The 21343-nt window shown below is 41.4% G+C and carries 25 protein-coding genes and 5 tRNA genes; 16 read left to right on the plus strand and 14 right to left on the minus strand.

The genetic code is table 11. The features are described 5' to 3' along the window. Window positions 1–42 precede the first annotated feature (42 nt). The 4 genes from OFO10_RS00735 to OFO10_RS00750 all read left to right on the plus strand — a co-directional run bounded on the left by OFO10_RS00735 (window position 43) and on the right by OFO10_RS00750 (window position 1894). A complete protein-coding gene (locus tag OFO10_RS00735) occupies window positions 43–483 on the plus strand; it encodes a MarR family winged helix-turn-helix transcriptional regulator (protein WP_270858614.1) in 441 nt (146 codons plus the stop codon). Between the two features lie 17 nt (window positions 484–500). Then, entirely contained in the window at window positions 501–1031 is a 531-nt protein-coding gene (locus tag OFO10_RS00740) for an ester cyclase (protein ID WP_270865725.1), read from the plus strand. 19 nt (window positions 1032–1050) lie between these two features. Further along, complete coding sequence (locus OFO10_RS00745) at window positions 1051–1437, plus strand: cupin domain-containing protein (RefSeq protein WP_270862665.1); 387 nt, start codon at window positions 1051–1053, stop codon at window positions 1435–1437. A gap of 112 nt (window positions 1438–1549) precedes the next feature. Continuing rightward, entirely contained in the window at window positions 1550–1894 is a 345-nt protein-coding gene (locus OFO10_RS00750) for a phenylpyruvate tautomerase MIF-related protein (RefSeq protein WP_270865726.1), read from the plus strand. Window positions 1895–1974: 80 nt separating this feature from the next. Here the strand turns inward: OFO10_RS00750 and OFO10_RS00755 are convergent, their stop codons facing one another. The 6 genes from OFO10_RS00755 to OFO10_RS00780 form a co-directional block, all read right to left on the minus strand. Next, window positions 1975–2514 (minus strand): hypothetical protein, encoded by a 540-nt coding sequence (locus OFO10_RS00755; RefSeq protein WP_270865727.1) that lies wholly within the window; start codon window positions 2512–2514, stop codon window positions 1975–1977. A gap of 120 nt (window positions 2515–2634) precedes the next feature. Then, window positions 2635–2722, minus strand: a tRNA-Ser gene (locus OFO10_RS00760). A 6-nt stretch (window positions 2723–2728) separates the two neighbouring features. Further along, a complete protein-coding gene (locus tag OFO10_RS00765; RefSeq protein ID WP_270858610.1) occupies window positions 2729–2881 on the minus strand; it encodes a hypothetical protein in 153 nt (50 codons plus the stop codon). 18 nt (window positions 2882–2899) lie between these two features. Then, window positions 2900–2973: transfer RNA gene (locus tag OFO10_RS00770), tRNA-Cys, on the minus strand. Window positions 2974–2991: 18 nt separating this feature from the next. Beyond that, window positions 2992–3081 (minus strand) — tRNA-Leu (locus OFO10_RS00775). A 24-nt stretch (window positions 3082–3105) separates the two neighbouring features. Continuing rightward, window positions 3106–3180, minus strand: a tRNA-Gly gene (locus OFO10_RS00780). A 115-nt stretch (window positions 3181–3295) separates the two neighbouring features. On the opposite strand from OFO10_RS00780, the gene OFO10_RS00785 reads away from it, so the two are divergent. Together OFO10_RS00785 and OFO10_RS00790 are read left to right on the plus strand one after the other, a co-directional pair. Then, window positions 3296–3371, plus strand: a tRNA-Ala gene (locus tag OFO10_RS00785). A gap of 316 nt (window positions 3372–3687) precedes the next feature. Then, window positions 3688–4140: a type II secretion system protein gene (locus tag OFO10_RS00790; RefSeq protein ID WP_270865728.1), complete on the plus strand. Its 453-nt coding sequence runs from the start codon at window positions 3688–3690 to the stop codon at window positions 4138–4140. Window positions 4141–4198: 58 nt separating this feature from the next. Here OFO10_RS00790 and OFO10_RS00795 read toward each other — a convergent pair whose 3' ends face one another. Beyond that, entirely contained in the window at window positions 4199–5005 is an 807-nt protein-coding gene (locus OFO10_RS00795) for a transporter substrate-binding domain-containing protein (protein WP_270858608.1), read from the minus strand. Between the two features lie 223 nt (window positions 5006–5228). On the opposite strand from OFO10_RS00795, the gene OFO10_RS00800 reads away from it, so the two are divergent. After that, window positions 5229–6215, plus strand: coding sequence for a putative transporter (locus tag OFO10_RS00800; RefSeq protein ID WP_270865729.1), 987 nt, complete (start codon window positions 5229–5231; stop codon window positions 6213–6215). Window positions 6216–6228: 13 nt separating this feature from the next. Continuing rightward, window positions 6229–7365 (plus strand): Mbeg1-like protein, encoded by a 1137-nt coding sequence (locus tag OFO10_RS00805; protein WP_270865730.1) that lies wholly within the window; start codon window positions 6229–6231, stop codon window positions 7363–7365. A gap of 54 nt (window positions 7366–7419) precedes the next feature. Here the strand turns inward: OFO10_RS00805 and OFO10_RS00810 are convergent, their stop codons facing one another. The 3 genes from OFO10_RS00810 to purB all read right to left on the minus strand — a co-directional run bounded on the left by OFO10_RS00810 (window position 7420) and on the right by purB (window position 11541). Next, the gene (locus OFO10_RS00810) at window positions 7420–9795 is read right to left on the minus strand and encodes a ribonucleoside-diphosphate reductase subunit alpha (RefSeq protein WP_270865731.1); all 2376 of its coding nucleotides are present in this window, start codon (window positions 9793–9795) and stop codon (window positions 7420–7422) included. A gap of 183 nt (window positions 9796–9978) precedes the next feature. Beyond that, the gene (locus OFO10_RS00815) at window positions 9979–10182 is read right to left on the minus strand and encodes a hypothetical protein (RefSeq protein ID WP_270865732.1); all 204 of its coding nucleotides are present in this window, start codon (window positions 10180–10182) and stop codon (window positions 9979–9981) included. Window positions 10183–10212: 30 nt separating this feature from the next. Then, on the minus strand, window positions 10213–11541 hold the full coding sequence (purB, locus tag OFO10_RS00820) for an adenylosuccinate lyase (protein WP_270865733.1): 1329 nt from the start codon (window positions 11539–11541) through the stop codon (window positions 10213–10215). 148 nt (window positions 11542–11689) lie between these two features. Here purB and OFO10_RS00825 point away from each other — a divergent pair, with 148 nt between their 5' ends. Further along, window positions 11690–12517 (plus strand): RluA family pseudouridine synthase, encoded by an 828-nt coding sequence (locus OFO10_RS00825; RefSeq protein WP_270865734.1) that lies wholly within the window; start codon window positions 11690–11692, stop codon window positions 12515–12517. 5 nt (window positions 12518–12522) lie between these two features. On the opposite strand, the gene OFO10_RS00830 is transcribed toward OFO10_RS00825, so the two are convergent. The 4 genes from OFO10_RS00830 to hisF all read right to left on the minus strand — a co-directional run bounded on the left by OFO10_RS00830 (window position 12523) and on the right by hisF (window position 15367). Then, entirely contained in the window at window positions 12523–12774 is a 252-nt protein-coding gene (locus tag OFO10_RS00830) for an EexN family lipoprotein (protein ID WP_270865735.1), read from the minus strand. Window positions 12775–13032: 258 nt separating this feature from the next. Next, window positions 13033–14100: a 23S rRNA (adenine(2503)-C(2))-methyltransferase RlmN gene (gene rlmN / locus OFO10_RS00835; protein ID WP_270865736.1), complete on the minus strand. Its 1068-nt coding sequence runs from the start codon at window positions 14098–14100 to the stop codon at window positions 13033–13035. Beyond that, a complete protein-coding gene (locus OFO10_RS00840) occupies window positions 14097–14606 on the minus strand; it encodes a purine-nucleoside phosphorylase (RefSeq protein WP_333721403.1) in 510 nt (169 codons plus the stop codon). The genes rlmN and OFO10_RS00840 overlap by 4 nt, the downstream gene beginning before the upstream one ends. Window positions 14607–14608: 2 nt before the next feature. Then, window positions 14609–15367: an imidazole glycerol phosphate synthase subunit HisF gene (gene hisF, locus OFO10_RS00845; protein ID WP_270865738.1), complete on the minus strand. Its 759-nt coding sequence runs from the start codon at window positions 15365–15367 to the stop codon at window positions 14609–14611. Between the two features lie 87 nt (window positions 15368–15454). Between hisF and rsmA the strand changes: the two genes are divergently transcribed. From rsmA to ybaK, 7 genes are read left to right on the plus strand one after another with little or no spacing between them, the layout of a single operon-like run. Continuing rightward, window positions 15455–16258 (plus strand): 16S rRNA (adenine(1518)-N(6)/adenine(1519)-N(6))-dimethyltransferase RsmA, encoded by an 804-nt coding sequence (gene rsmA / locus OFO10_RS00850; RefSeq protein ID WP_270865739.1) that lies wholly within the window; start codon window positions 15455–15457, stop codon window positions 16256–16258. Next, complete coding sequence (locus OFO10_RS00855; RefSeq protein ID WP_270865740.1) at window positions 16239–18293, plus strand: ribonuclease J; 2055 nt, start codon at window positions 16239–16241, stop codon at window positions 18291–18293. Before rsmA ends, OFO10_RS00855 begins: the two co-directional genes overlap by 20 nt. Before the next feature lie 10 nt (window positions 18294–18303). Continuing rightward, window positions 18304–19263: a KpsF/GutQ family sugar-phosphate isomerase gene (locus tag OFO10_RS00860; RefSeq protein WP_270865741.1), complete on the plus strand. Its 960-nt coding sequence runs from the start codon at window positions 18304–18306 to the stop codon at window positions 19261–19263. A 1-nt stretch (window position 19264) separates the two neighbouring features. Next, complete coding sequence (locus OFO10_RS00865) at window positions 19265–20035, plus strand: pseudouridine synthase (RefSeq protein WP_270865742.1); 771 nt, start codon at window positions 19265–19267, stop codon at window positions 20033–20035. Between the two features lie 16 nt (window positions 20036–20051). Beyond that, on the plus strand, window positions 20052–20357 hold the full coding sequence (locus OFO10_RS00870; RefSeq protein ID WP_270865743.1) for a hypothetical protein: 306 nt from the start codon (window positions 20052–20054) through the stop codon (window positions 20355–20357). A gap of 12 nt (window positions 20358–20369) precedes the next feature. After that, window positions 20370–20840 carry a YbaK/EbsC family protein gene (locus OFO10_RS00875; RefSeq protein ID WP_270865744.1) on the plus strand — a complete coding sequence of 157 codons (471 nt, stop codon included), beginning with the start codon at window positions 20370–20372 and terminating at the stop codon, window positions 20838–20840. 2 nt (window positions 20841–20842) lie between these two features. Beyond that, window positions 20843–21334, plus strand: coding sequence for a Cys-tRNA(Pro) deacylase (gene ybaK / locus OFO10_RS00880; RefSeq protein WP_270865745.1), 492 nt, complete (start codon window positions 20843–20845; stop codon window positions 21332–21334). Window positions 21335–21343 lie beyond the last annotated feature (9 nt).

Below are 21343 nucleotides of genomic sequence, written 5' to 3' on the forward strand. Positions count from 1 at the left end.
TCGAAATCTAACTATAATACGCCCTAAATTTTAGGGGCAAAAATGAAAAAAGAACGCAAAAGCATATTTTTAAGCGCACAGCTTGTAAGAGAGGCGAACGATTACATTATAAACGAATTTAAAAGGCTTGAAATTTTAGGGATTTCGCCCAGCCACGGGGATATTTTTCACTATCTTTTTGGGGGTAAAATTTTAAGTCCAGCCCAAATCGCCACTAAAATCAACCGCACAAAAGCAACTGTTACAACCCTGCTTGATAGGCTCGAAATGGACGGCTATTTGGTGCGAGAAAAGGACAAAAACGACGCAAGAAGCGTAAATGTAAAACTCACGCCAAAAGGTGAGAGTTTAAAGCCGAAATTTGATGAAATTTCAAAGAATTTAAATAAAATTTTAGCGAAAAATTTTAGCGAATTTGAATTAGATGCGCTAGATACGCTTTTAAGCCGTGCAATTAAAAATTTTAATAAAAAAATCAATTAGATATCAAAGGAAAATTTATGAAAAAATTTGCGATTTTTGCTGTTTTGGTGGGTCAAATTTTATGCGCTAATTCAAATTTGAGCCAAAATTTAGAGCCAAATTTTAACCAAATTTGCTACCAAAGCAGGGCCAAATCCGAGTGCAACAAAGAGGCGATGGCGCACTTCCAAACCGCCATAAATACTGCTGATACCGCCTTGGCAGAGAAGTTAATAAACCAAAACGCTACATTTTTTACCCCAGTTTCCAAAGATCCGCTTTATGGCGGAGCAGGGTATATCTCGGTGGTAAATTTCATGAGGCAAAGCTTCCCTGATATCAAATGGCAAATCAAAGATATCGTCGCAAACGACGCTGTGGTGGCTGTCTTGTGGGAGTGTAGCGGCACACACGAGAGGGGCGAATTTTACGGCAAAAAGGCGGACGGAGCGAAATTTTCGTTTAGCACGATGAATTTTTACTATTTTGACGAAAATGGCAAAATCACAAACGATGTCGCAGGCGAGGGGCTTGCGGGGCTTTTAATCGATCTTGAAATTTTAAAATAATCTTATTTAAGGAGAAAAAATGAAAAACTACACTTTTGCAAGGCTCGATAGCAACGAGCGCGTCGAGTTTAAAGAGCTTTTGGGTCTAAGCGGTTGCGAGATTAGCTTAAACACCCTGCCGGCGGGCATTAGCGTGCCTTTCGTGCATGCGCATGTCCAAAACGAAGAGGTCTATATCGTCCTTGAAGGCAGTGGCAAGCTTTTCATCGACGGCGAAGAAATCGCAATCGCTAAGGGCGATATTTTCAAAATCGACCCAAGTGGCGAACGCTGTATCAGCGCAGGCGATGAGACGATTAGGTTTCTTTGTATCCAGGTCAAAGCAGGCTCTTTGGAGCAATACACCGACACCGACGGCGTTTTGCGCGAGGGGATTAAGCCAAGCTGGCTATTTAATGTAAAATAGTGGAATTTGGAAATTCCGCTTCGTAGGCTTGTAATACTGCGCCCGAATTTTAAAATTCGGCGCAAAATTTGAAATTTGCGAAGCGGGAAAATTTAAAATTTAAGGGGTTTTTATGCCGTATATCGATGCGAAATTTAGCGCGAAATTTGATGAAAAAATGATAAAGTGTGTCGCGGGCGCACTTTGTAATGCCGTAAGCGAGGCGTTTGGTAAAAAAAGCGAGAGCATAATGAGCGCGGTAGAGTGCGACAAGGCGCTTTTTATCGCACAAAATGCGCTAGATAGTGGCGCGTATATCGCAATCTCGCTGCTAGGAACTAGCGTAGAGAAGTCAAAATGCGAGGTTTGCGTTAAGCTTGTGAGCGAGGCGTTGCGTGGCTTTGGCATAAATCCCGATGAGGTGTATGTGACATTTCACCCAATCCCGCTGTGGGGCAGAGGCGAGAAGATGTTTTAGGGTGAAATGAGCTTTAAAATTTGGAGTTAAATTTAGGCGAAAAATTTAGCCAAATTTCAAAATTTGGCTAAATTTTAAATTTATTTGATTTTTTCTATCTGTTCGACTAACTCTTTTGCGATTGCGACAATGGCACCATTTTCGAAATCATCGCTTCTGTTTGCGCCAGCAATCGTTTTTAGATTGCCAAAAAATCCAGGGTTATATCGCATTTTGTTGTTTTGGGTTACGGCTCTTACGATTTCATTGTTTTTTATGATTTTTATTTCGTAAGTAAAGAAGATATTGCCGATAGAATCGGTTTTTGCAAAGGTTGCCTCCCCTACAAATTCTCTTTGATAATCTAAATCTATATGAATTTGCTCACTAGAATTTGCGCTTAAAAGATTTTTTTGCGCTAATTGATTTTTGATTTCATTGTTTAACTTGGTTTCTACGACGCTTTTATCTTGATAAACAACATTTTCTGGCTGATGATTTTGTATGAAATTTAGATTTATAGCATCAAATTTATACACGCCACTTATCGGTTGGGAGGGCGTTTGTGCGCTATTTCCCACGCAACCTGTTAAAAATAGGCTAAAAATTATAGCCAAAGCAAAAGAAAATAATTTTTTCATAAGATCTCCTTAAAATTTTCATTGGCAAGGCATACGCCAAGCTCTGTTTGATTTTTAAATTCGAAAAATGATTTTATCGGTAAAATTTTAAAAGAAAGTAAAAATTTTGATTTAAAAAAGTGGCCGGGAGATAGGGATTCGAACCCCAGGAGGTGTTACCCTCAACGGTTTTCAAGACCGCCGCTTTCGACCGCTCAGCCATCTCCCGATAGAATTATTCTGTTTTTTCGCTGACCCACTCTGCGCCGTTATGAACCTTTTCTTTGGTCCATTGACCAGCGTTTTTTGAGTCTTGTTTCACGCCTTGCCATGTGTTTGAACACCCGCTAAACGCCAAAACCAAAAGTATCGTAACTATATATTTCATAGACTCTCCTTGTTGTTTTGGAAGCGACACCCGGATTCGAACCGGGGATCAAGGCTTTGCAGGCCCATGCCTTACCGCTTGGCTATGTCGCCACACTAAGCCGTTTTTGGTGGTGCCCGGAGCCGGACTTGAACCGGCACGGAAGAAAAAATTCCGAGGGATTTTAAGTCCCTTGCGTCTACCAATTCCGCCATCCGGGCACATTTTCAACACATACAAAATCATGGAGCGGGAAACGAGAGTCGAACTCGCGACATCAACCATGGCAAGGTTGCGCTCTACCACTGAGCTATTCCCGCGTCAAAAACGAAAGCTGATTTTAGCAAATTAAAACTTAAAATTTTATTTTATTTGCAAAATTTCTGTTTTTTAAATTCATTATAAGCTAAAAAGTGTAAAATTACAGAGCTTTTTGGGGTTATAGCTCAGCTGGGAGAGCGCTTGAATGGCATTCAAGAGGTCGGCGGTTCGATCCCGCTTAACTCCACCATTTTATTTTAAATCCACACTTATTTAACACTGCGCCGAATTTCAAATTTCATAAATTTTATCATTGTTGGTGAAATTTGCCCTATTTGTAATTGCGAGCGAGTGTAACGAGCGTGGCAATCCAGAAAAATTTATAGCAAATTTAAAATTTTAAGAATTGAAATTTATCTGAATTTCCCTAGATTGCTTCGCTACGCTCGCAATGACAAATTAATGGTAAAAAAATTTTCTGAATTGCAACGCTGAGCTCGCAATGACAGCGAATTTACAAAATTTCATCATTAAATGCTATACTCGAAAAAACAAAAGGAAATCCTATGAAAAAAGCATTTAGTATGGTTGAGCTTGTTTTTGTGATTGTGATTGTTGGGATTTTGGTTGGCGTTGCGCTTACACGCTTACAAGCTTCGAGAGATGATGCCTTGGTCGTGGCTGCCAAAAACGACCTAAAAACCGCACTTAGCGATGTCATCGCCTATAATCTCACGCAGGGGCGGTATTCAACCAATATCAAAGACATGACGAGCGTGGATTTTAAAAACAGCGTTTTTCGCGTGAAAAAGCGGGATTGTTTGAAGTTTATTTTCCATGGCATGAGCGTTATGGAGGTGCGGATTGATAGAGCTGGGCTGTGTGGGAGAGTGCTAGAAGGCTCTGCGGTCGAACCATACCTCAAAATGGACGCAGGAGAGCTCAAACACAGCGATAGCGTATCATACATACCGCTGGATAGTTCGACGATTTCGGCGATAAATGGAGCGAAATTTTAGGGGGATTTGCAAATTTTAAAATTTAATGTAGAATTTTGGGCAAATTTTGCCCAAAATTTTAGAAAAACGATTTATAAACATTGTCGAGTAGGAAGTATTTTTTATCAATCGTGCCCTTGTAAAACGGCTCGAAAGTCTCGTTATAGGCTTTTGTGAAAAATCCCTCTTTGCTTAGAGCAATGATTTGTTCGTTTAAAAATTCAAGCAAACTTGTGTTTCCTTTTTGGATTGCGATTGATAGAAAAACGGTGTTGCCAAGGTTTGAGAGTTTGACCTCCATTGTGGGGTCAAAAATCGGATAAGCATAGACAAAAAGGTTGTTATTGACATAGCCGTCAAGTTCGCCATTTTTGACTTTTTTATAGCAATCGACGCTGTCGTTGCAGTAAGTGATAGGAATCCCCTCTTTATTCAAAAATGCTTCGCCTGTGGTTTTAAGCAATGCGCCGATTTTTTTGCCTTTTAAATCCAAGACAGATTTGATGTCGCTACCTTTTCTGGTGAGAAGACCCAAATTTACGGTAAAATACGGAGCCGTGAAGTCAGCTAAATGGGCGCGCTCTGGCGTTACAGACACAGCGGCAACTATCATATCAGCTTTATTTTCTTGCAAAAGCGGAAAACGCACATCGTTGGTAACGCCCATGAGACTTATGTGGCCTTGTTTCTCGCCAAAAATCCTTTTTGCCAAAATTTCGGCAAGTTCAACCTCAAATCCCTCGAATTTACCATTGACAAGCTCGCCAAATGGCGGTTCAGCGTCATACACGCCGATACGGATTTCACCTCGCGCTCTAATCTCATCGAGCGAATACGAAAACGCACTTGTCGCAAGGACAGCCAAAGCCAAAAGAAACTTTTTCATGGTATTTCCTTTTTGTAGTTTTGCGCAAACCTGCGCCCGGCAAATTGAAATTTGCAACTTTTGCGGGGGGATTTACTCCTTTTTGATATTTTATCGCAAAGAGTAGCGAAAATTTAATTAAAATTTAATAATACATATTACAAATTTAATTTAAATTTTACAAAAATTCCAAAATTTAATAAATTTCAGTAAAATCACGGATTAAATTTCACAAAGGCAGGTAATGTTTTCATCGTTTTTTAAAAGCAAAAAATGGCGAATTTTGGCTTGGGGCGGACTAATTTTTATACTCGGCATTAATCTTTTTCAAACCATTTTAAATGTCAAATTTAACGAGTGGTATAGGGCGTTTTACGATATGGGTGGCGAGATCGACAAGCACACGATTGACGAGTTTTATGAGGCTATGCTTTTGTTTTTGTGGCTTGCGATGTGGTTTATAGCGGCGGCAGTTTCGGAGCGCTATATCACGCGCGTATGGGTGCTAAAATGGCGCGAGGCGATGACATTTTCATACATTGGCTTTTGGCGTAGGGTAGAGCGCGATATCGAGGGTAGCTCGCAGCGTATCCAAGAAGATATTTATCGTTTCACAAAAACGCTCGAAGATGTCGGCATGCGAATTGTCTATGCCTTTATGACGCTCTTTGCGTTTATTCCGATTTTATGGGGGCTAAGTAGCGGGATAAATTTGCCTTTTATCAAGGATATTCCGGGCTCTCTTGTTTGGATTGCGCTAGCTGTGAGCGTGGGCGGGCTTGGCGTGTCGTGGTTCGTGGGGCGCTACCTGCCACGCCTAGAATACAACAACCAAAAAGTCGAAGCAGCCTTTCGAAAAGAGCTAGTTTTTGCCGAGGAGGACAAGGCGAATTACGGAAGCGAGGAGAAGCTCATTTCGCTTTTTGACAAGCTTAAATTTAATTACCACAAGCTCTTTTTGCACTATTTGTATTTCGATACTTGGCTTCACACTTACTCGCAAATCCTTATCATCGTGCCATATCTCATCATGGGGCCAGGGCTTTTTACCAAGGTAATCACGCTTGGCGTGCTAATCCAAACGGCAAACGCCTTTAACAAAGTGCGCCAAAGTTTTAGCGTATTTACGGAGAACTGGACGACGATAACCGAACTTCGCTCGATCCACATGAGGCTTAGCGAGTTTGAGAAAAACATAGGCTATGATCCAAAACTAGCCTTGCAGGCCTAATTTAGGGCGTAAAATGGCGAATATCAACGACTATCTTTTTTGGCGTGGGGATTTGAAATTTAGCGAGCGTAAATTTAACGAGCTAGACGCGCTTGTTTTGGCACGATTTTCGTATTTGCCGTTTCATAAAATTTCGCTTTTTAATGGTGGAAATTTGGGTGAAATTTGCGAAAATTTGGCGAATTTAAGCGATGATGAGTTTTTGTGGGAGGGTGATAAAACACTCGCGCTAAATTTAGCCCAAAGCGCGCGTTTTGGGGATTTGCGCGTGAGCGATATAGAGCGAGATAACGACAAAGAGGCAATCAGGCAGTTTGGCGCGCTGTGTATTCATTTGGGCGAGGAAGAAATTTTCGTATCGTTTATCGGCACGGATAATTCGATTTTGGGCTGGCAAGAGGATTTTAACATGGCGTTTTTAAAAGAGCTTCCTTGTCAAATCTCGGGGCTTAAATATCTAGAAAAAATCGCGCAAAAATATCCGCATGCGCGCCTTAAAATCGGCGGGCATTCAAAGGGCGGAAATGTGGCGATTTACTCAGCGCTTAGGGCAAATCCTAGCGTGCATGGTCGCATAATAAAGGTCTATAACTACGACGGGCCGGGGTTTTTGCCGGAATTTTACGAGCAAAATTTGAGTGGCGAAATTTTATCAAAAATCCAAACCTATATCCCAAATGAGAGCATTATCGGCAATCTGCTAAGCCACAAAGAGAGCATAAAAATCGTCCAATCAAGCGCCAAACTTGTCTTTGCACACGATATTTTTAGCTGGGAGGTGGGCAAGGAGGATTTTATCTACGCCAAGAATCTTAGCAATTCGAGCAAGATTATTGATAAGACTTTGAGCGATTTTATGCAAAATACTACCGCCACTCAGCGCAAAATCGCAATCGAGGCGGTTTTTGAGCTATTTAATGCCACCAGCCTCGATACCTTCGCGCAAATCCCGCACAACCTGCCACTCGCGGTGCCTCAAATTTTGCAAAAATACAAAACGGTTGCAAAAGATGATAAAAAAATGATAGCAAATATGCTTTTGCAAATCGCCTCTGCTTACCTCGAAAATCTCGCCAAGCACACGAACGATAAAATCAAGGATAAAAGGCAGTCTTACAAAGATAAATTCAAGGAAAAATGGCAAATTTAGGCTAAATTTGGCGAAATTTTAAAATTTCGCCAAAAGGCAAAATTTAATTGTGTATTATTGGCAACCTTCGCACTCGATACTTCTGTCTGCGACATCGGAGTTGAAATCATCAGTCGAAGGGCTTTCGCTTCTTAGATAATATGTCGATTTAATGCCAAGCTCCCACGCAAGGGTGTAAATGTCATTTAGCACCTTACCGCTAGCCTTATCAAGCGTGATAAAGATATTTAGGCTCTGCCCTTGATCTATCCATTTTTGGCGGATTGCACCTGCTTTTATAAGCAGTCGCTGGTCTAGCTCGTATGCCGGAACATAGGCCTGCCAAGTATCAGGGCTTAGATTTGGCACGACCACAGGAATCATACCGCTTAGGTTGTGCTCAAACCATTTGCGTTTATAAACAGGCTCGATAGTCTGCGTTGTGCCTACTAAAATCGAAATTGATGAAGTCGGCGCAATCGCCATTAAATAGCCGTTTCTCATGCCGTCTTTTTTGACTTTTGCTCTAAGTGCGTCCCAGTCGCAAGAGTTATCTTCAAAAAGTCCCCCACGACCGACCAGTTTTTTAGCATTTTCGTTTGCTAAATCGATTGGGAAAATTCCTTGCGACCATTTTGAGCCCTCAAATTCAGGGTATTTGCCCTTTTCAAGAGCTAAATTTGATGAAGCGTAAATAGCGTTGTAGCTTATGTTTTCCATGATTTTATCGATTGTCTCAAAATGCTCGTAACTTCCCCAAATAACGCCCTTTTCGGCAAGCATTTGCGCTTCGCCCATAACGCCAAGTCCTATGGCGCGAGAGCGTAAATTTGTGCGTTTTACCTTTGCGTGTGGGTAAAAATTTAGCTCGATTACATTATCTAGCATTCGCACGGCGATCGGCACGACGCGTTTTATGTCTTCTTGGGTGTGAATTTTGCTTAAATTTACACTTGCAAGGTTGCAAACTGCCGTTGCGCCCTCATCTACGCCCTTTTCGACGATGAAAATGTCTTTGCCATTTATGCTATCAAGTGCCGTGATTTTTTTGGCTTTTTTGGTGATTTTACCATTTACCACTACTTCTTCGTTTTCTTCAAAAAGCTCTTCGCTTCCGTCAGCGTAAATCACTTTTGTTTTGTAGTGATTTGGCTGTGTATTTTGAAAAATTTCGGTGCATAAATTTGAGCTTCTAATAATGCCTTTGTGAGAATTTGGATTTACCCTGTTTGCGTTATCTTTAAAGCACAAAAACGGCATTCCCGTCTCAAAATAGCTTGTTAGGATTTTTTTCCAAAGCTCTTTTGCCATAACGGTTGATTTGCTGATATTTGGGTCGTTTTCGTAGGCGATATATTTTTGCTCAAATTCTTCGCCCCACACATCGCACAAATCAGCCACATCGACAGGGTCAAAAAGCGTCCATTTTTCGTTGTTTGCTAGGCGTTTCATAAATAAATCATTTATCCACAAAGCAGGGAAAATTTCATGCGCTCTGCGGCGTTCTTCGCCTGAGTTTTTACGCAAATCTAAAAAGTCGTTTATATCCATGTGCCACGGCTCGATATACACGGCGATTGCACCTTTTCTGGTGCCTAGTTGATCGACTGCCACGGCTATGTCGTTTGTGATTTTTAAGAAAGGTATTATGCCGCCTGCGGCGTTTTTGTGTCCGTCGATACTACCGCCCATTGCGCGGACTTTACACCAGTCCCAGCCGATACCGCCGCCAAATTTCGATAAAAGCGCCATTTCTTTGTAGCTATCAAAAATTCCTTCTATATTATCAGGCACAGAACCCACATAGCAAGAGCTTAGCTGGTGGCGTGTGGTGCGAGCATTTGAGAGTGTCGGAGTGGCAAGCATAACTTCAAATTTGCTTATTAAATCATAAAATTTTTTCGCCCAGCCTTGGCTGTCTAGCTCGTTTTGCGCCAAAAACATAGCAATCGCCATAAACATGTGCTGTGGAAGCTCAATCGGCTTTGCTTGTCTGTCTTTTATGAGATAGCGATCATAAAGCGTTTTGATGCCAAGATAGGTAAATTGCAAATCGCGCTCTGGCTTAATGTAGGCGTCTAAGTCGTCTAGGTCGTATTTTTCTTTTAGCCCTAGCATGATGCGACCCTCGCTCTCACCGCGCTCGAAGTAGGTTTGAAGCGATTGATAGCCGGTGAAGCCAGATACTTTGTGATACAAATCATAAAGGAAAAGTCGCGCTGCCACAAATGTCCAGTTTGGGCGGTCTATGTCGATTTTATCGACGGCGGTTTTGATAAGGGTTTGCTGAATTTCCTCCGTGGTAATCATATCGCGAAACTGAATTTTCGCATCGACTTCTAGCTCGCTAAGGCTGACATTTTCAAGCCCCGCTACCGCGTCTCCTGTGAATTTTTTGATTTTTGAAATATCGAGTTCTTCGGTTCTACCGTTGCGTTTAATAACTTTCATTTTTGCGTCCGTTTCTAAGAAAAAATAATTGTGCGATTGTATCTTTTTAAAGCTTATGATTTAAGAAAATTTATCCAAATTTTGCTTTGGAGTTTTGCTAAATTTTAAGTTAAATTATTATGGGAAAATTTGGGTATTTTTTGATTTTATGATAGAAAATTTAGCCCAAAATGGGCTAAATTTTTAAAATTTTAATCCAAAAATACAACGAGCTAAAATGCAGAGCCCAAAAAATTCCAAAAGAGTTAGTTTGGGGGCGTGAAAATGCTTCATAACAATCATTTCCCAAAGTGGAAAGCAGATAGCAGCAATGATAAACAAATAAATCAAAGAAAAAACATCTTCTATAAGTGCGCTAAAAAAACCCCTTTGTTTGCTCTCGTTCATACTGACTCCTTTAAATTTTACTCTTGTAGCTTACCCAAACACCCTAGCGAAAATTTTATCCACATTTTTGGTGTAATATCCATAATCAAAGCAAGATTTAATCTCATCTTCGCTCAAAGCTTTTCTTAGGTCGTCGTCGGCTAGTAAATTTTGCAGATACAAACTCGCTCCGTTTTCATCGATAGCTTTTTTGCCTTCTTGCAAGTCAGCCCAAACTTTCATCGCGTTTCTTTGCACGATTTTATAAGCTTCTTCACGGCTCAAACCTTTTTTAGGAAGTTCTAGCAAAACTCTTTGCGAAAATACCAAGCCGCCTGTTAAATTTAGATTTTTCATCATATTTTCAGGATAAACGACTAAATTTTCGATCAAATTTGCAAGGCGATTTAGCATAAAATCAGCCGTTACAAAGCCATCAGGCAGTATAAATCTCTCAACCGAACTATGACTTATGTCTCTTTCGTGCCACAAAGCGACATTTTCCATAGCAGGGATCGCATAGCTTCGCAAAACCCTGCAAAGCCCGGTTACATTTTCGCTAAGAACTGGATTTCGTTTGTGTGGCATAGCTGAGCTTCCTTTTTGTCCGGGAGCGAAATACTCTTCGCACTCATAAACTTCTGTTCTTTGGTAGTGGCGGATTGCTACGGCGATTTTCTCGCAGCTTGAAGCCAAAATCGCTAGTGCGTTCATCACTTGTGCGTAGCGATCTCTTTGTATGACTTGATTTGACGCTGGGGCTGGTTTTAAGCCTAGATTTTGGCAAACTAGCTCTTCAAGCTCTAATGGAGCGTGAGCGAAATTTCCCATTGCGCCGCTGATTTGACCCACACTTATGACGCCATAAGCGTGTTTTATAAGCTCTAATGCGCGGTTAATCTCATCGTGCCAAATCGCCAAAACTAAGCCAAAAGTTATCGGTTCGCCGTGAATTCCATGGCTCCTGCCTACCATAAGCGTATTTTTGTGCTTCATCGCTTGATTTTTGATTGCCGTTTTTAGGGCTTCAATGTCAGCGATGATTAAATCCAAGCTATCTTTTATCTGCAACGCCACAGCCGTATCGATACAATCGCTACTTGTCATGCCATAATGCACAAATCTGCTCTCTTCGCCCAAGCTTTCGCTCACGCTGGTTAAAAACGCAATCACATCATGCTTCGTTGTTTTTTCGATTTCGTCTATGCGTTCGACGCTAAATTTAGCGTTTTTGCAGATTTTTTCGCAATCATCATCAGGGATAAAGCCAAGCTTATTCCACGCCTTGACTGCTGCTAATTCCACTTTTAGCCAAGCGTCGTATTTGGCAAACTGCGTCCATTTGTCTTTCATAATTTTTCGTGCGTATCGCTCTACCATTTTTGTGCCTTTATTTGAAATTTGATATAATCCGAAATTATATTAAAAAAGGGCTGAAAAGTTAGTTAATATGGCGTATGAGAAATTTAGTTTAGGCGAATTTACAAATCGGCGAATTTTTGAGATTTTGCTGGGTTTGGGGCACGATATGAAAGGCGCTCAAAGGCTGTGCGACAAGGGTAGGGTGCTAGATAGCTCAGGCGTGGTTTTGGCAAAAAACAGCGTGGCAAATGGGGAAATATTTTTGATAGATTATAAATGTGAGCCGAAGGGAGCGCGCGCGATTTTTGAATGCGAAGAATTCGCCGTTTTTGACAAACCTAGCGGAGTGCTTTCTCACCCGAACGGCAGACACTGCAAATATTCGCTTTATGATGAAATTTGGTCGCTTTATGGTCGCTCTGCGGCGGTCGTGCATAGGCTCGATAAAGAGACAAGCGGCGTGATACTGGTCGCAAAAAATTTGGCTAGTTTAAATGCGCTAAAAATGCTTTTTGAAAATAGGGCAGTGAAAAAATCATATTTTGCTTTGGTGAGCGGGAGAGTTGAGCGAGATTTTGTGATAGACGAGCCGATTGGCGAGAGTTTAGAAACTGACGAAGTGGCGATAAAAATGCGAATTTGCGAAAACGGCAAAAAGGCGATAACCGAAATTTATCCGATAGAATATTTTAGCGAATTTAATGCCACTTTGGTTCGAGCCGTGCCACTGACTGGAAGACAGCATCAAATTCGTCTGCATTTGTTTCATGTGAAACACAAAATTTTAGGCGACCCGCTTTACGGGACTGATACGGCGACTTTCGAAGCGATTTTGGACGAGAAATTAAGCGTGTGTGAGCGGATAAATTTAACAGGCGCTTCTAGACTTTGCTTGCACGCAGCGAATTTGCACTTCGAATTTAACGGGAAAATTTATGATATAAATACAAAAAGCGACTTTAAAGCTGAATTTTTAAAGTCGCTTGGAATTTAAATTGATTATTTTTTCCCAAAACTATAACTTGTATCAGGACTATTTAAAGAGTTGCGAAACAATGCTTTTTTTACATTTGCACAATCTTTTTCTTGTTCATCGGTTCTAGTTTGCATATTTTTGCACTCATCAAATCGTTTTTTTGCCAATTCGATATTTTGTTCATAATATTCTGCTGTTTTGGCTGGTTCTTCACCGCAGCCACAAAAATTTAAGCTTACAAGAGCCGTAAAGCTCAACACCAAAATTTGTTTCATTTTTTTATCCTTTGAAAATAAAATTAAAAATTCGCAGAATATCAAAAAAAAAAAAAACAAATGGTAAATAAACGGCAATTTTTTAACATAATTTTTAAAATTTTATATGATTTAAATTTCGGCGCAGTGTTTCGGAGTTGCGCTAGCGAAATTTTAAAATTTGGGAAATTTTACTCTTTTTTTTCGTTTAAAACTACATAAAAAATTCCACAAATGCCGATTATAGCGACGATTGCGATAAAAACTACTTCGATTATATCAAGGGCGGTCATTTTTGCTTCTTTCTTTGAGTTGTCCGCACGCGGCACTAATGTCAAGCCCTTTGCTTTGGCGAATCGTGCAGGTTACGCCATGCGCGCTGAGATAATCTTGGAATTTCACCATATTTTCAGTGCTTGGGCGCAGATATGGGCTTCCTTCGTGCGGGTTAAAATATATCAAATTTACCTTTGCTTTTATGCCGTGAAGTAGCTTCACAAGGGTTTTTGCGTCGCTAGGGCTATCATTTACGCCACCCATGACAAGGTATTCAAACATCACTCGCTTTCGCATATCTATGGGGAAATTTCGCACGGCGTCCATAACCGAAGCTATGTTGTAGGCTTTGTTTATCGGCATTAGCTTGGCGCGAAGCTCGTCGGTTACGGCGTGAAGCGAAATGGCTAGTAAAACGCCTAAATCCATTTCTCCAAGCTTTTTTATCTGCGTGGCAAGACCGCTCGTGCTGATAGTCTGACGGCGCGGAGCGATGGCTAGGCCATCATTTTCTTTTAGAATTTGCACGGCTTTGCTGACATTTGCTAGGTTATCAAGCGGTTCGCCCATACCCATATATACGACATTTACGCGTCTTTCGTAAGGGATTTGGTTTGCGATTTTTATGTATAAAATTTGCCCTACGATTTCTCCTGCTGTGAGATTTCGCACAAAACCGCCTTTGGCAGTTAGGCAAAACGCACAGCCCATTTTGCAACCGACTTGCGAACTGACACAAATCGTGTATCTTGCATGGCGTGAAATTTTGCCGTTTTCGTCGGCGACTTCTTCTTTCATAGGAAGCAAAACGCTTTCTATGGTTTTGCCGTCTTTTAGCTCGAAAAGATATTTTTTGCTTCCGTCGATACTCTCTTCGCATTTCACGCATTTTACGGGGTCTAAATAGAAATTTTCGCTTAAATTTGCTCTTAATTCTTTTGGTAAATTTAGCATTTCGTCGAAATTTTTAACGCCTTTTTTGTAAATCCACTCGTAAATTTGCTTGGCTCTAAATTTTGGCGTTACAAGCTCGGAGAGTTCATCAAGTGTGAAATCTAGGATATTTTTCAAATTATTCCTTTTTGTTTTAAGTAATTTTCTAAAATTTCTTTGGCTTTTGCGTGATTTTTCAAAAAATCTGCGTGTGCGTTTTGGTTGCAAAAATTCGTCGCGACGAAAATTCCGCGAGCTGGGATTTTGAAACTTTCGGCGACTTTGACGACAGAGTAAAATTCCATATTTTCGATTTTGTAGCCGAGTGTGGCGAATTTTTGCGCGCAAATTTCATCTGTGGTGATGAAATTTGATGAATTGCAAAATGTTTCATATGAAACATTTGGGTCAAAAATCGGGCTGTATGAATAGCCTAAAAGCTCGGAAATTTCGTGATTTGTGGCTGTTTCACACTCGAAAATATCAAAAATTTTACCTTCGCCATATAGACCGCAACTGCCTACAAACAAAATTTCGCTATGTTTTTCGCTCGCTAAAATTTTGATTAAATTGATAGCGCAATCCACGAGCCCCACGCCGACAGCGCGCGCGAAGTCGAATTCTTCGCCATTTCCTGCGCACACTATCAACTTCGAACCCTTATGCCGTTTTGCAAAAGATAGGCTTTTAAATCTTTGATTTTTATCTCGCCGAAGTGAAAAATGCTAGCCGCGAGTGCCGCGTCAGCCCCACACTCAAAGGCTTCTTTGATATGTTCCATATTTCCAGCTCCACCACTTGCGATGACAGGGATTTTTAGCATTTTGCTAATTTTGCCCGTAACTTCTAAATCAAAGCCGTTTTTGGTGCCGTCGCAGTCCATAGAAGTGAGCAAAATCTCCCCTGCACCGCGGTTTTGCACCTCTTTCGCCCACGCATAAGCGTCCAGTCCGGTGTCTTCTCTGCCGCCTTTGACAAAGACATTGTAGCCCTCGCCAATTCGTTTGACATCGATTGCCACGACGACGCATTGAGAGCCGAATTTTTTCGCTGCTTCGTCGATTAAACCTGGGTTTGCGATGGCTGATGAGTTTAGGCTGACCTTGTCGCAACCCACATCCAAAAGTCGCGAAATATCGTCGATTTTGCGGATTCCACCACCTACGGTCAGCGGGATAAAAAGCTGTTTTGCCACGCTTTCGACCACATGCACGATAGTGTCGCGGTTCTCAAAACTAGCCGTAATGTCTAAAAAACAAAGCTCGTCTGCGCCCTCGTCGTTATAGCGTTTTGCGATTTCGACAGGATCGCCTGCGTCGCGTAAATTTACGAAATTTACGCCCTTTACCACGCGCCCATTTTGCACATCTAGGCATGGAATTATTCGTTTTGCAAATGTTTTCAAAATTTTGCCCTTTAAAATTTTTGTAAATTTTAGCCAAATTTCGCTTATATAACCATTTTATAAGTAAAAATTGGATAAAATCTCTCGATGATAGTTGCAAAGAAAAAATTCGGACAAAATTTTTTAAAAGATAGTTTGATTTTAGACAAAATTATCCAATCGATTCCCAAAAATGCTGAAAATATCGTAGAAATTGGGCCTGGCTTGGGTGATTTAACTCGTAATCTTTTAAAGAGTTATAAAGTAAAAAGTTTCGAAATTGATAATGATTTATATCAGATTTTATGCCAAAGCTTCGCCACAGAGATAAAAAACCGCGATTTGGAGCTGGTTTTGGGCGATGTTTTGGAAATTTGGGAAAATTCTCTTAGCGAAAAACCATATTTTTTGGTTGCGAATTTGCCGTATTATATCGCGACAAATATAATCCTGCGAGCCATTGAAGACCCGCTGTGTGAGGGTTTGGTCGTAATGGTGCAAAAAGAGGTCGCGCAAAAATTTTGCGCAGTTTCTGGGAAGCGGGAATTCGGCGCGATTTCGGTTTTGGCTAGCCTTTGTGGCGGGGCGCAGTATCTTTTCGAGGTGCCTCCACACGCTTTCGAGCCAGCTCCGAAGGTCATTTCAGCCGTGATGAGGATAGAAAAGACGCGCAATCCTTTCCAAAGCGTGGAGCAAAAGCGCGATTTTGAGGCGTTTTTGAGAGCGTGTTTCGCCTCTCCTAGAAAAACACTAGCCAAAAATCTAAGCGCAATCGCGTCCAAATCAGATATAACCCAAATTTTCGAAGAACTAGAAATTTTTGAAAACACAAGACCACACGAGTTAAATTTCGCCTTATTTTTAGATATTTTTAAAAAATTAAAGGTGAAAAATGGAAGAGAAAAAAACTAACAACCAAGCGCAAAATTCTGATTTTACAGGCCCTGAGCGCTTAAAAAAGGTAAATAGACGCCGCAGACACAGGGAAAATTTAAAAAAATCGTTTGATGAGAGCAAAAATCAAAAAGACGAGCAAAAAACCCCAGCAAACGAAAACAAAAAAAATAAAAAATCAAAAAGTGAAAAAGCGCAAAATATATCTGGCGAAACAGTCGCGCAAAGCCCAAATTCAGAGGAGGGCGCCAAAAAGAAAAAACGCTCCAAACGCAAGACAAATATGCCAAAAAGCCTAACTGGCACCGAGCCGTGGCATGTGGCTATGGACGAGGCAATCGCGGCGAATAAGGCCATGCACGAAGCAAGGCTCTATCCGCTAAAAAATGCAAATTCTAGTGAAACTATTCGCATAACTCCGCTTGGCGGACTTGGCGAGATTGGCGCGAATATGACGATTTTCGAGACCGCTACGAGCGCGATTATCGTCGATGTGGGTATGAGTTTCCCTGATGATAATATGCCCGGCGTGGATATTTTGATCCCTGATTTTAGCTATGTTCGCAAGATCGCTGACAAAGTCAAAGGTATCATCATCACTCACGCGCACGAGGATCACATCGGCGCAATGCCCTATTTTTTCAAGGAATTTCAATTCCCAATCTACGCTACGCCGTTGCCTTTGGGTATGATTTCAAACAAATTCGAAGAGCATGGCTTAAAGGCGGAGCGAAGCTATTTCCGCCCAGTGCAAAAGCGCAAAATTTACAAAATCGGCGATTTTGAGGTCGAATTTATCCACATAACGCACTCGATTATCGATGCTAGCGCGCTTGCGATTACCACAAAGGCTGGTACGATTATCCACACGGGCGATTTTAAAATCGACCACACCCCAATCGACGGCTATCCGACCGATTTAAACCGCTTGGCGCACTATGGCGATCGTGGCGTAATGCTATTGATGAGCGATAGCACGAATTCTCACAGAGACGGCATTACCAAATCCGAAAATTCGGTAGGCAGGACATTTGACGGCATTTTTGCTAGCTCGAAAGGGCGCGTGATTATGAGCACATTTAGCTCGAATATCCACCGCGTCTATCAGGCAATCGAGCGCGGTGTGAAATACGGCCGCAAGGTCTGCGTGATAGGGCGAAGTATGGAGCGAAACCTATTTACGGCAATGGAGCTAGGCTATGTCGAGCTTGATCGTAAAATTTTCATCGATCCAGATGAGGTCAGCAAATACCCTGACAATGAGGTCTTAATCGTAACCACAGGCTCTCAGGGCGAGACTATGAGTGCGCTATATCGCATGGCCACAGATGAGCATAAATACATAAAAATCAAACCAACTGATCAAGTTATCATTTCGGCAAAGGCGATTCCAGGTAACGAAAACAGCGTCTCAACCGTGCTAAATTTCTTGCTAAAAAGTGGCGCAAAGGTGGCGTATCAGGATTTCAGCGAAATCCATGTCAGCGGACACGCTGCCCAAGAGGAGCAAAAATTAATGCTTCGCCTAATCAAGCCGAAATTTTTCCTACCTGTTCATGGCGAGTATAACCACATAGTCAAACACCGCGAAACTGCGATAGAATGCGGGATTGATGAGAAAAATATCTATCTGATGAACGACGGCGATCAAATGGAGATTTGCGAAAAATACCTAAAACGGGTCAAAACCGTCAAAACTGGCAAGGTTTTCATTGACAATCAAATCAATAAGCAAATTTCCGATGAAATCGTAAAACACAGGCAAAATTTGGCCGACGCTGGCGTGGCTGTAATCATCGCTCAAATCGACAAAACAGCCAAAAAGCTTATCAAATCTCGCGTCATTACCTACGGGCTTGTCGCAGAGTCGCAGACATCTGCCTTTACCAAGGATATGGAGGGCTTAATCGAGCAGTTTTTGGCGAATATGAAAACCGAAATTTTGCTTGATAACCGCGTGTTAGAGTCGCAAATTCGCCAAGCCGTGCGAAAGCATATTTTTAGAAAAACGAAAAAATATCCGACAATCGTGCCGGTTATTTACCTAATGTAAGGGGTATTTTATGGGCATTTTAGAAAACGCAAAAGAGGTTTTAAGGCTCGAAGGTGGCGAGCTTTTACGCCACGCAGAGCTTATCGGCGATGAAATCGAAAGAGCGGTAAATTTGATTTTAGAGTGCAAAGGAAAGCTAATCGTAACAGGCGTGGGCAAAAGTGGTCATATCGGCGCGAAAATCGCTGCGACTTTGGCAAGCACGGGAACTCCTAGCTTTTTCATGCACCCCACAGAAGCCCTGCACGGCGATTTGGGAATGGTAGGCAAAGATGATTTGGTTTTGGCTATTAGTTTTAGCGGTGAGAGCGAAGAGCTAGTGCGAATTTTGCCACACATTAAGCGATTTGGCGTGAAAATCATCGCAATGGCAAGAGATAAAAATAGCTCTTTGGGGCGAATTTGCGACGAATTTATTAGTCTTAAAATTGAAAAAGAAGCTTGTCCGTTAGGAGCGGCGCCTACGGTTTCTACCACGCTAACACTCGCGCTTGGCGATGCGTTAGCGGTGTGTTTGATGAGTGAGCGAAAATTTCAAAAAGAAGACTTTGCGAACTTCCACCCGGGCGGCAGTCTTGGCAAACGACTATATCTAAAAGTTAGTGATGTCATGCGAACTAACGATTTGCCGATTGTTAGTGAAAGTGTTAGCCTAAAAGAAGCCATAAATGCGATGACGCACGGCAAACTAGGCACCGTTTTGCTAACTAACGCTAACGGCAAACTAACGGCGATTTTAAGCGACGGAGATTTGCGTAGGGCTTTGATGAGCGAGAATTTTAGCCTTGAAGAAAGCGCGATTAAATTTGCTACAAAATCGCCAAAAACCATTGAAAATTCGCAAATTTTAGCTTCCAAGGCGTTAGAGATGATAGAAAATTTCAAAATTCAGCTTCTTGCCGTTACGGACGAAAACGGCACCCCAATCGGCACCGTGCATATCCACGACCTTAAAAACATAGGGCTGTAAAATGGAAAAAATGCGTTTAAATAAATTTATCTCGCACAACACAGGCTATTCGCGCCGTGAAGCCGACGAGCTAATCAAAAATGGCAAAGTTAGCATTAACGGGCGAGTTGTTAGTGAGTTTGTCGAAGTCAGTGGCGAAGAGAAAATCCGCATAAATGGGCGAATAATCAAGAAAAAAACCGAATTTAGCGTGATTGTCTATCACAAACCAAAGGGCGAGTTAGTAACCAAAAAAGACGATCGCGGTCGCAAGACGATTTATGACAGCTTACCAAACGGATTTTCTAAATTTGTTAGTATTGGACGGCTTGATTTCGCTAGTGAAGGGCTTTTACTTCTCACTGACGCCCCTGCTATCGCCACTGCGTTAATGAAAAGCGACATCGAGCGCGAATACTACCTAAAAGTCAAAGGCGAAGTAACTGACGAAGTCGTAACGGCGATAAAAGAGGGCTTCTACGCAGATGACGCCACCAAGGGCGCTCATGCCAAAAGCAAAATCAAATCAATGGAATTTAAGCCGTTTTTGGCATATCGCATAATGCCAAGCAGCGGCGGCTATACCAAAATCAAAGCTATCATAAACGAAGGGCAAAACAGAGAGTTAAGGCGGTTTTTTGGGTATTTTGACCTAGAAGTGGTAGATCTCAAACGCACGGCATTTGGGCGAGTTACGCTAGGGACTTTAAAGCCCGGAAAGTGGCGATATTTGGATAGCTCGGAATATGATGATTTGAGAGATTTTTTGAAGGAAAATAACATTAGATATTAAAATAGGAATAAAATTTATGCAAAAAATAACAAAAGCTAGATTTTTAGAATTTTGGAAAAATATTTTTCTTGGAAATATTTTGCCACTTATTATTCTTTTTCTTATTGTGGAAAACGAGCCTAATGTTAAGGCTTTTACAATTGTATTTTGGACAATAGGTTCAGTTTTTATTTATATGATAGGTGCTATCACTACAAGAAAGAGCGATAATAACTTTTTTAAGGATAATTTAAAATTTATTGCTGGTTTTTGGATTAGTCTTTGTATGATTTGGATTAGCTTTGCTATAATACATATTTTCGTGTCTAAAATTTTTGCATAAAATGGGGAATTTATGGCAATCGATAAGGTTAGAGAATATTTTAAAACTAACGGCATAAAAAACAAAATTTTGGAATTTGAAGTATCGTCTGCCACAGTGGATTTGGCGGCAAAGGCTGTGGGTTGCGAACCTTGCGAAATCGCAAAAACGCTGTCGTTTGATTTAAAGGGCAGGACGATTTTAATCGTAACGGCAGGGGATACCAAAATCGACAATCAAAAATTCAAAGCTCACTTTGGCACAAAGGCTAAAATGCTAAGCCCCGAAATGGTGGTAAAGTTAGTCGGACACGAAATCGGCGGAGTTTGCCCCTTTGGCATAAATGACGGCGTGGAAGTTTTCCTAGATAGTTCGCTTAGGCGTTTTTCCAGCGTTTATCCAGCCTGTGGAAGCTCAAATAGTGCCGTTAAAATGACAATCGCCGAACTTGAAAAATACTCAAATTCAAACGGTTGGATTGAAGTTTGTAAGATTTGCGAGTAAAAATGTCCAAAAAAATAGAAAAAACAAACGCTTGTCGCATACTTGACGGGCTTAAAATTCCTTATGAAATCCTAGAATACGAAGTAGATGAAAACAACCTTGACGCCGTGCATGTGGCAAATTCGTGCCAAAAGCCAATAGAGCAGGTCTATAAAACGATAGTTTGCGAGTGCGGAAACGAATATATCACGGCGTGTTTGCAAGGCGATTTAAACCTTGATTTAAAGGCGTTAGCTAGAATTGCGAAAGTAAAACGAGCTGAACTAATGAACCTAAAAGAGCTAACAAAAATCACAGGCTATGTTAGGGGCGGTTGCTCGCCGCTTGGCATGAAAAAGCACTTTCGCACATTTATCGACTCACGCGCACTAACGCAAACGCAAATTTGCGTTAGTGCAGGAGTGCGGGGCAAACAAATTTGGCTAAATCCAAACGATTTAGCGACTGCGACAAAAGCCGAATTTGGCGAATTTGCCGTGAAATTAGAAGGCTAAATTTCAGCG

Origin of the sequence: Campylobacter sp. VBCF_06 NA8 (assembly GCF_027737825.1) — a bacterium.
In the GTDB taxonomy this organism is placed as follows: Bacteria; Campylobacterota; Campylobacteria; order Campylobacterales; family Campylobacteraceae; genus Campylobacter_B.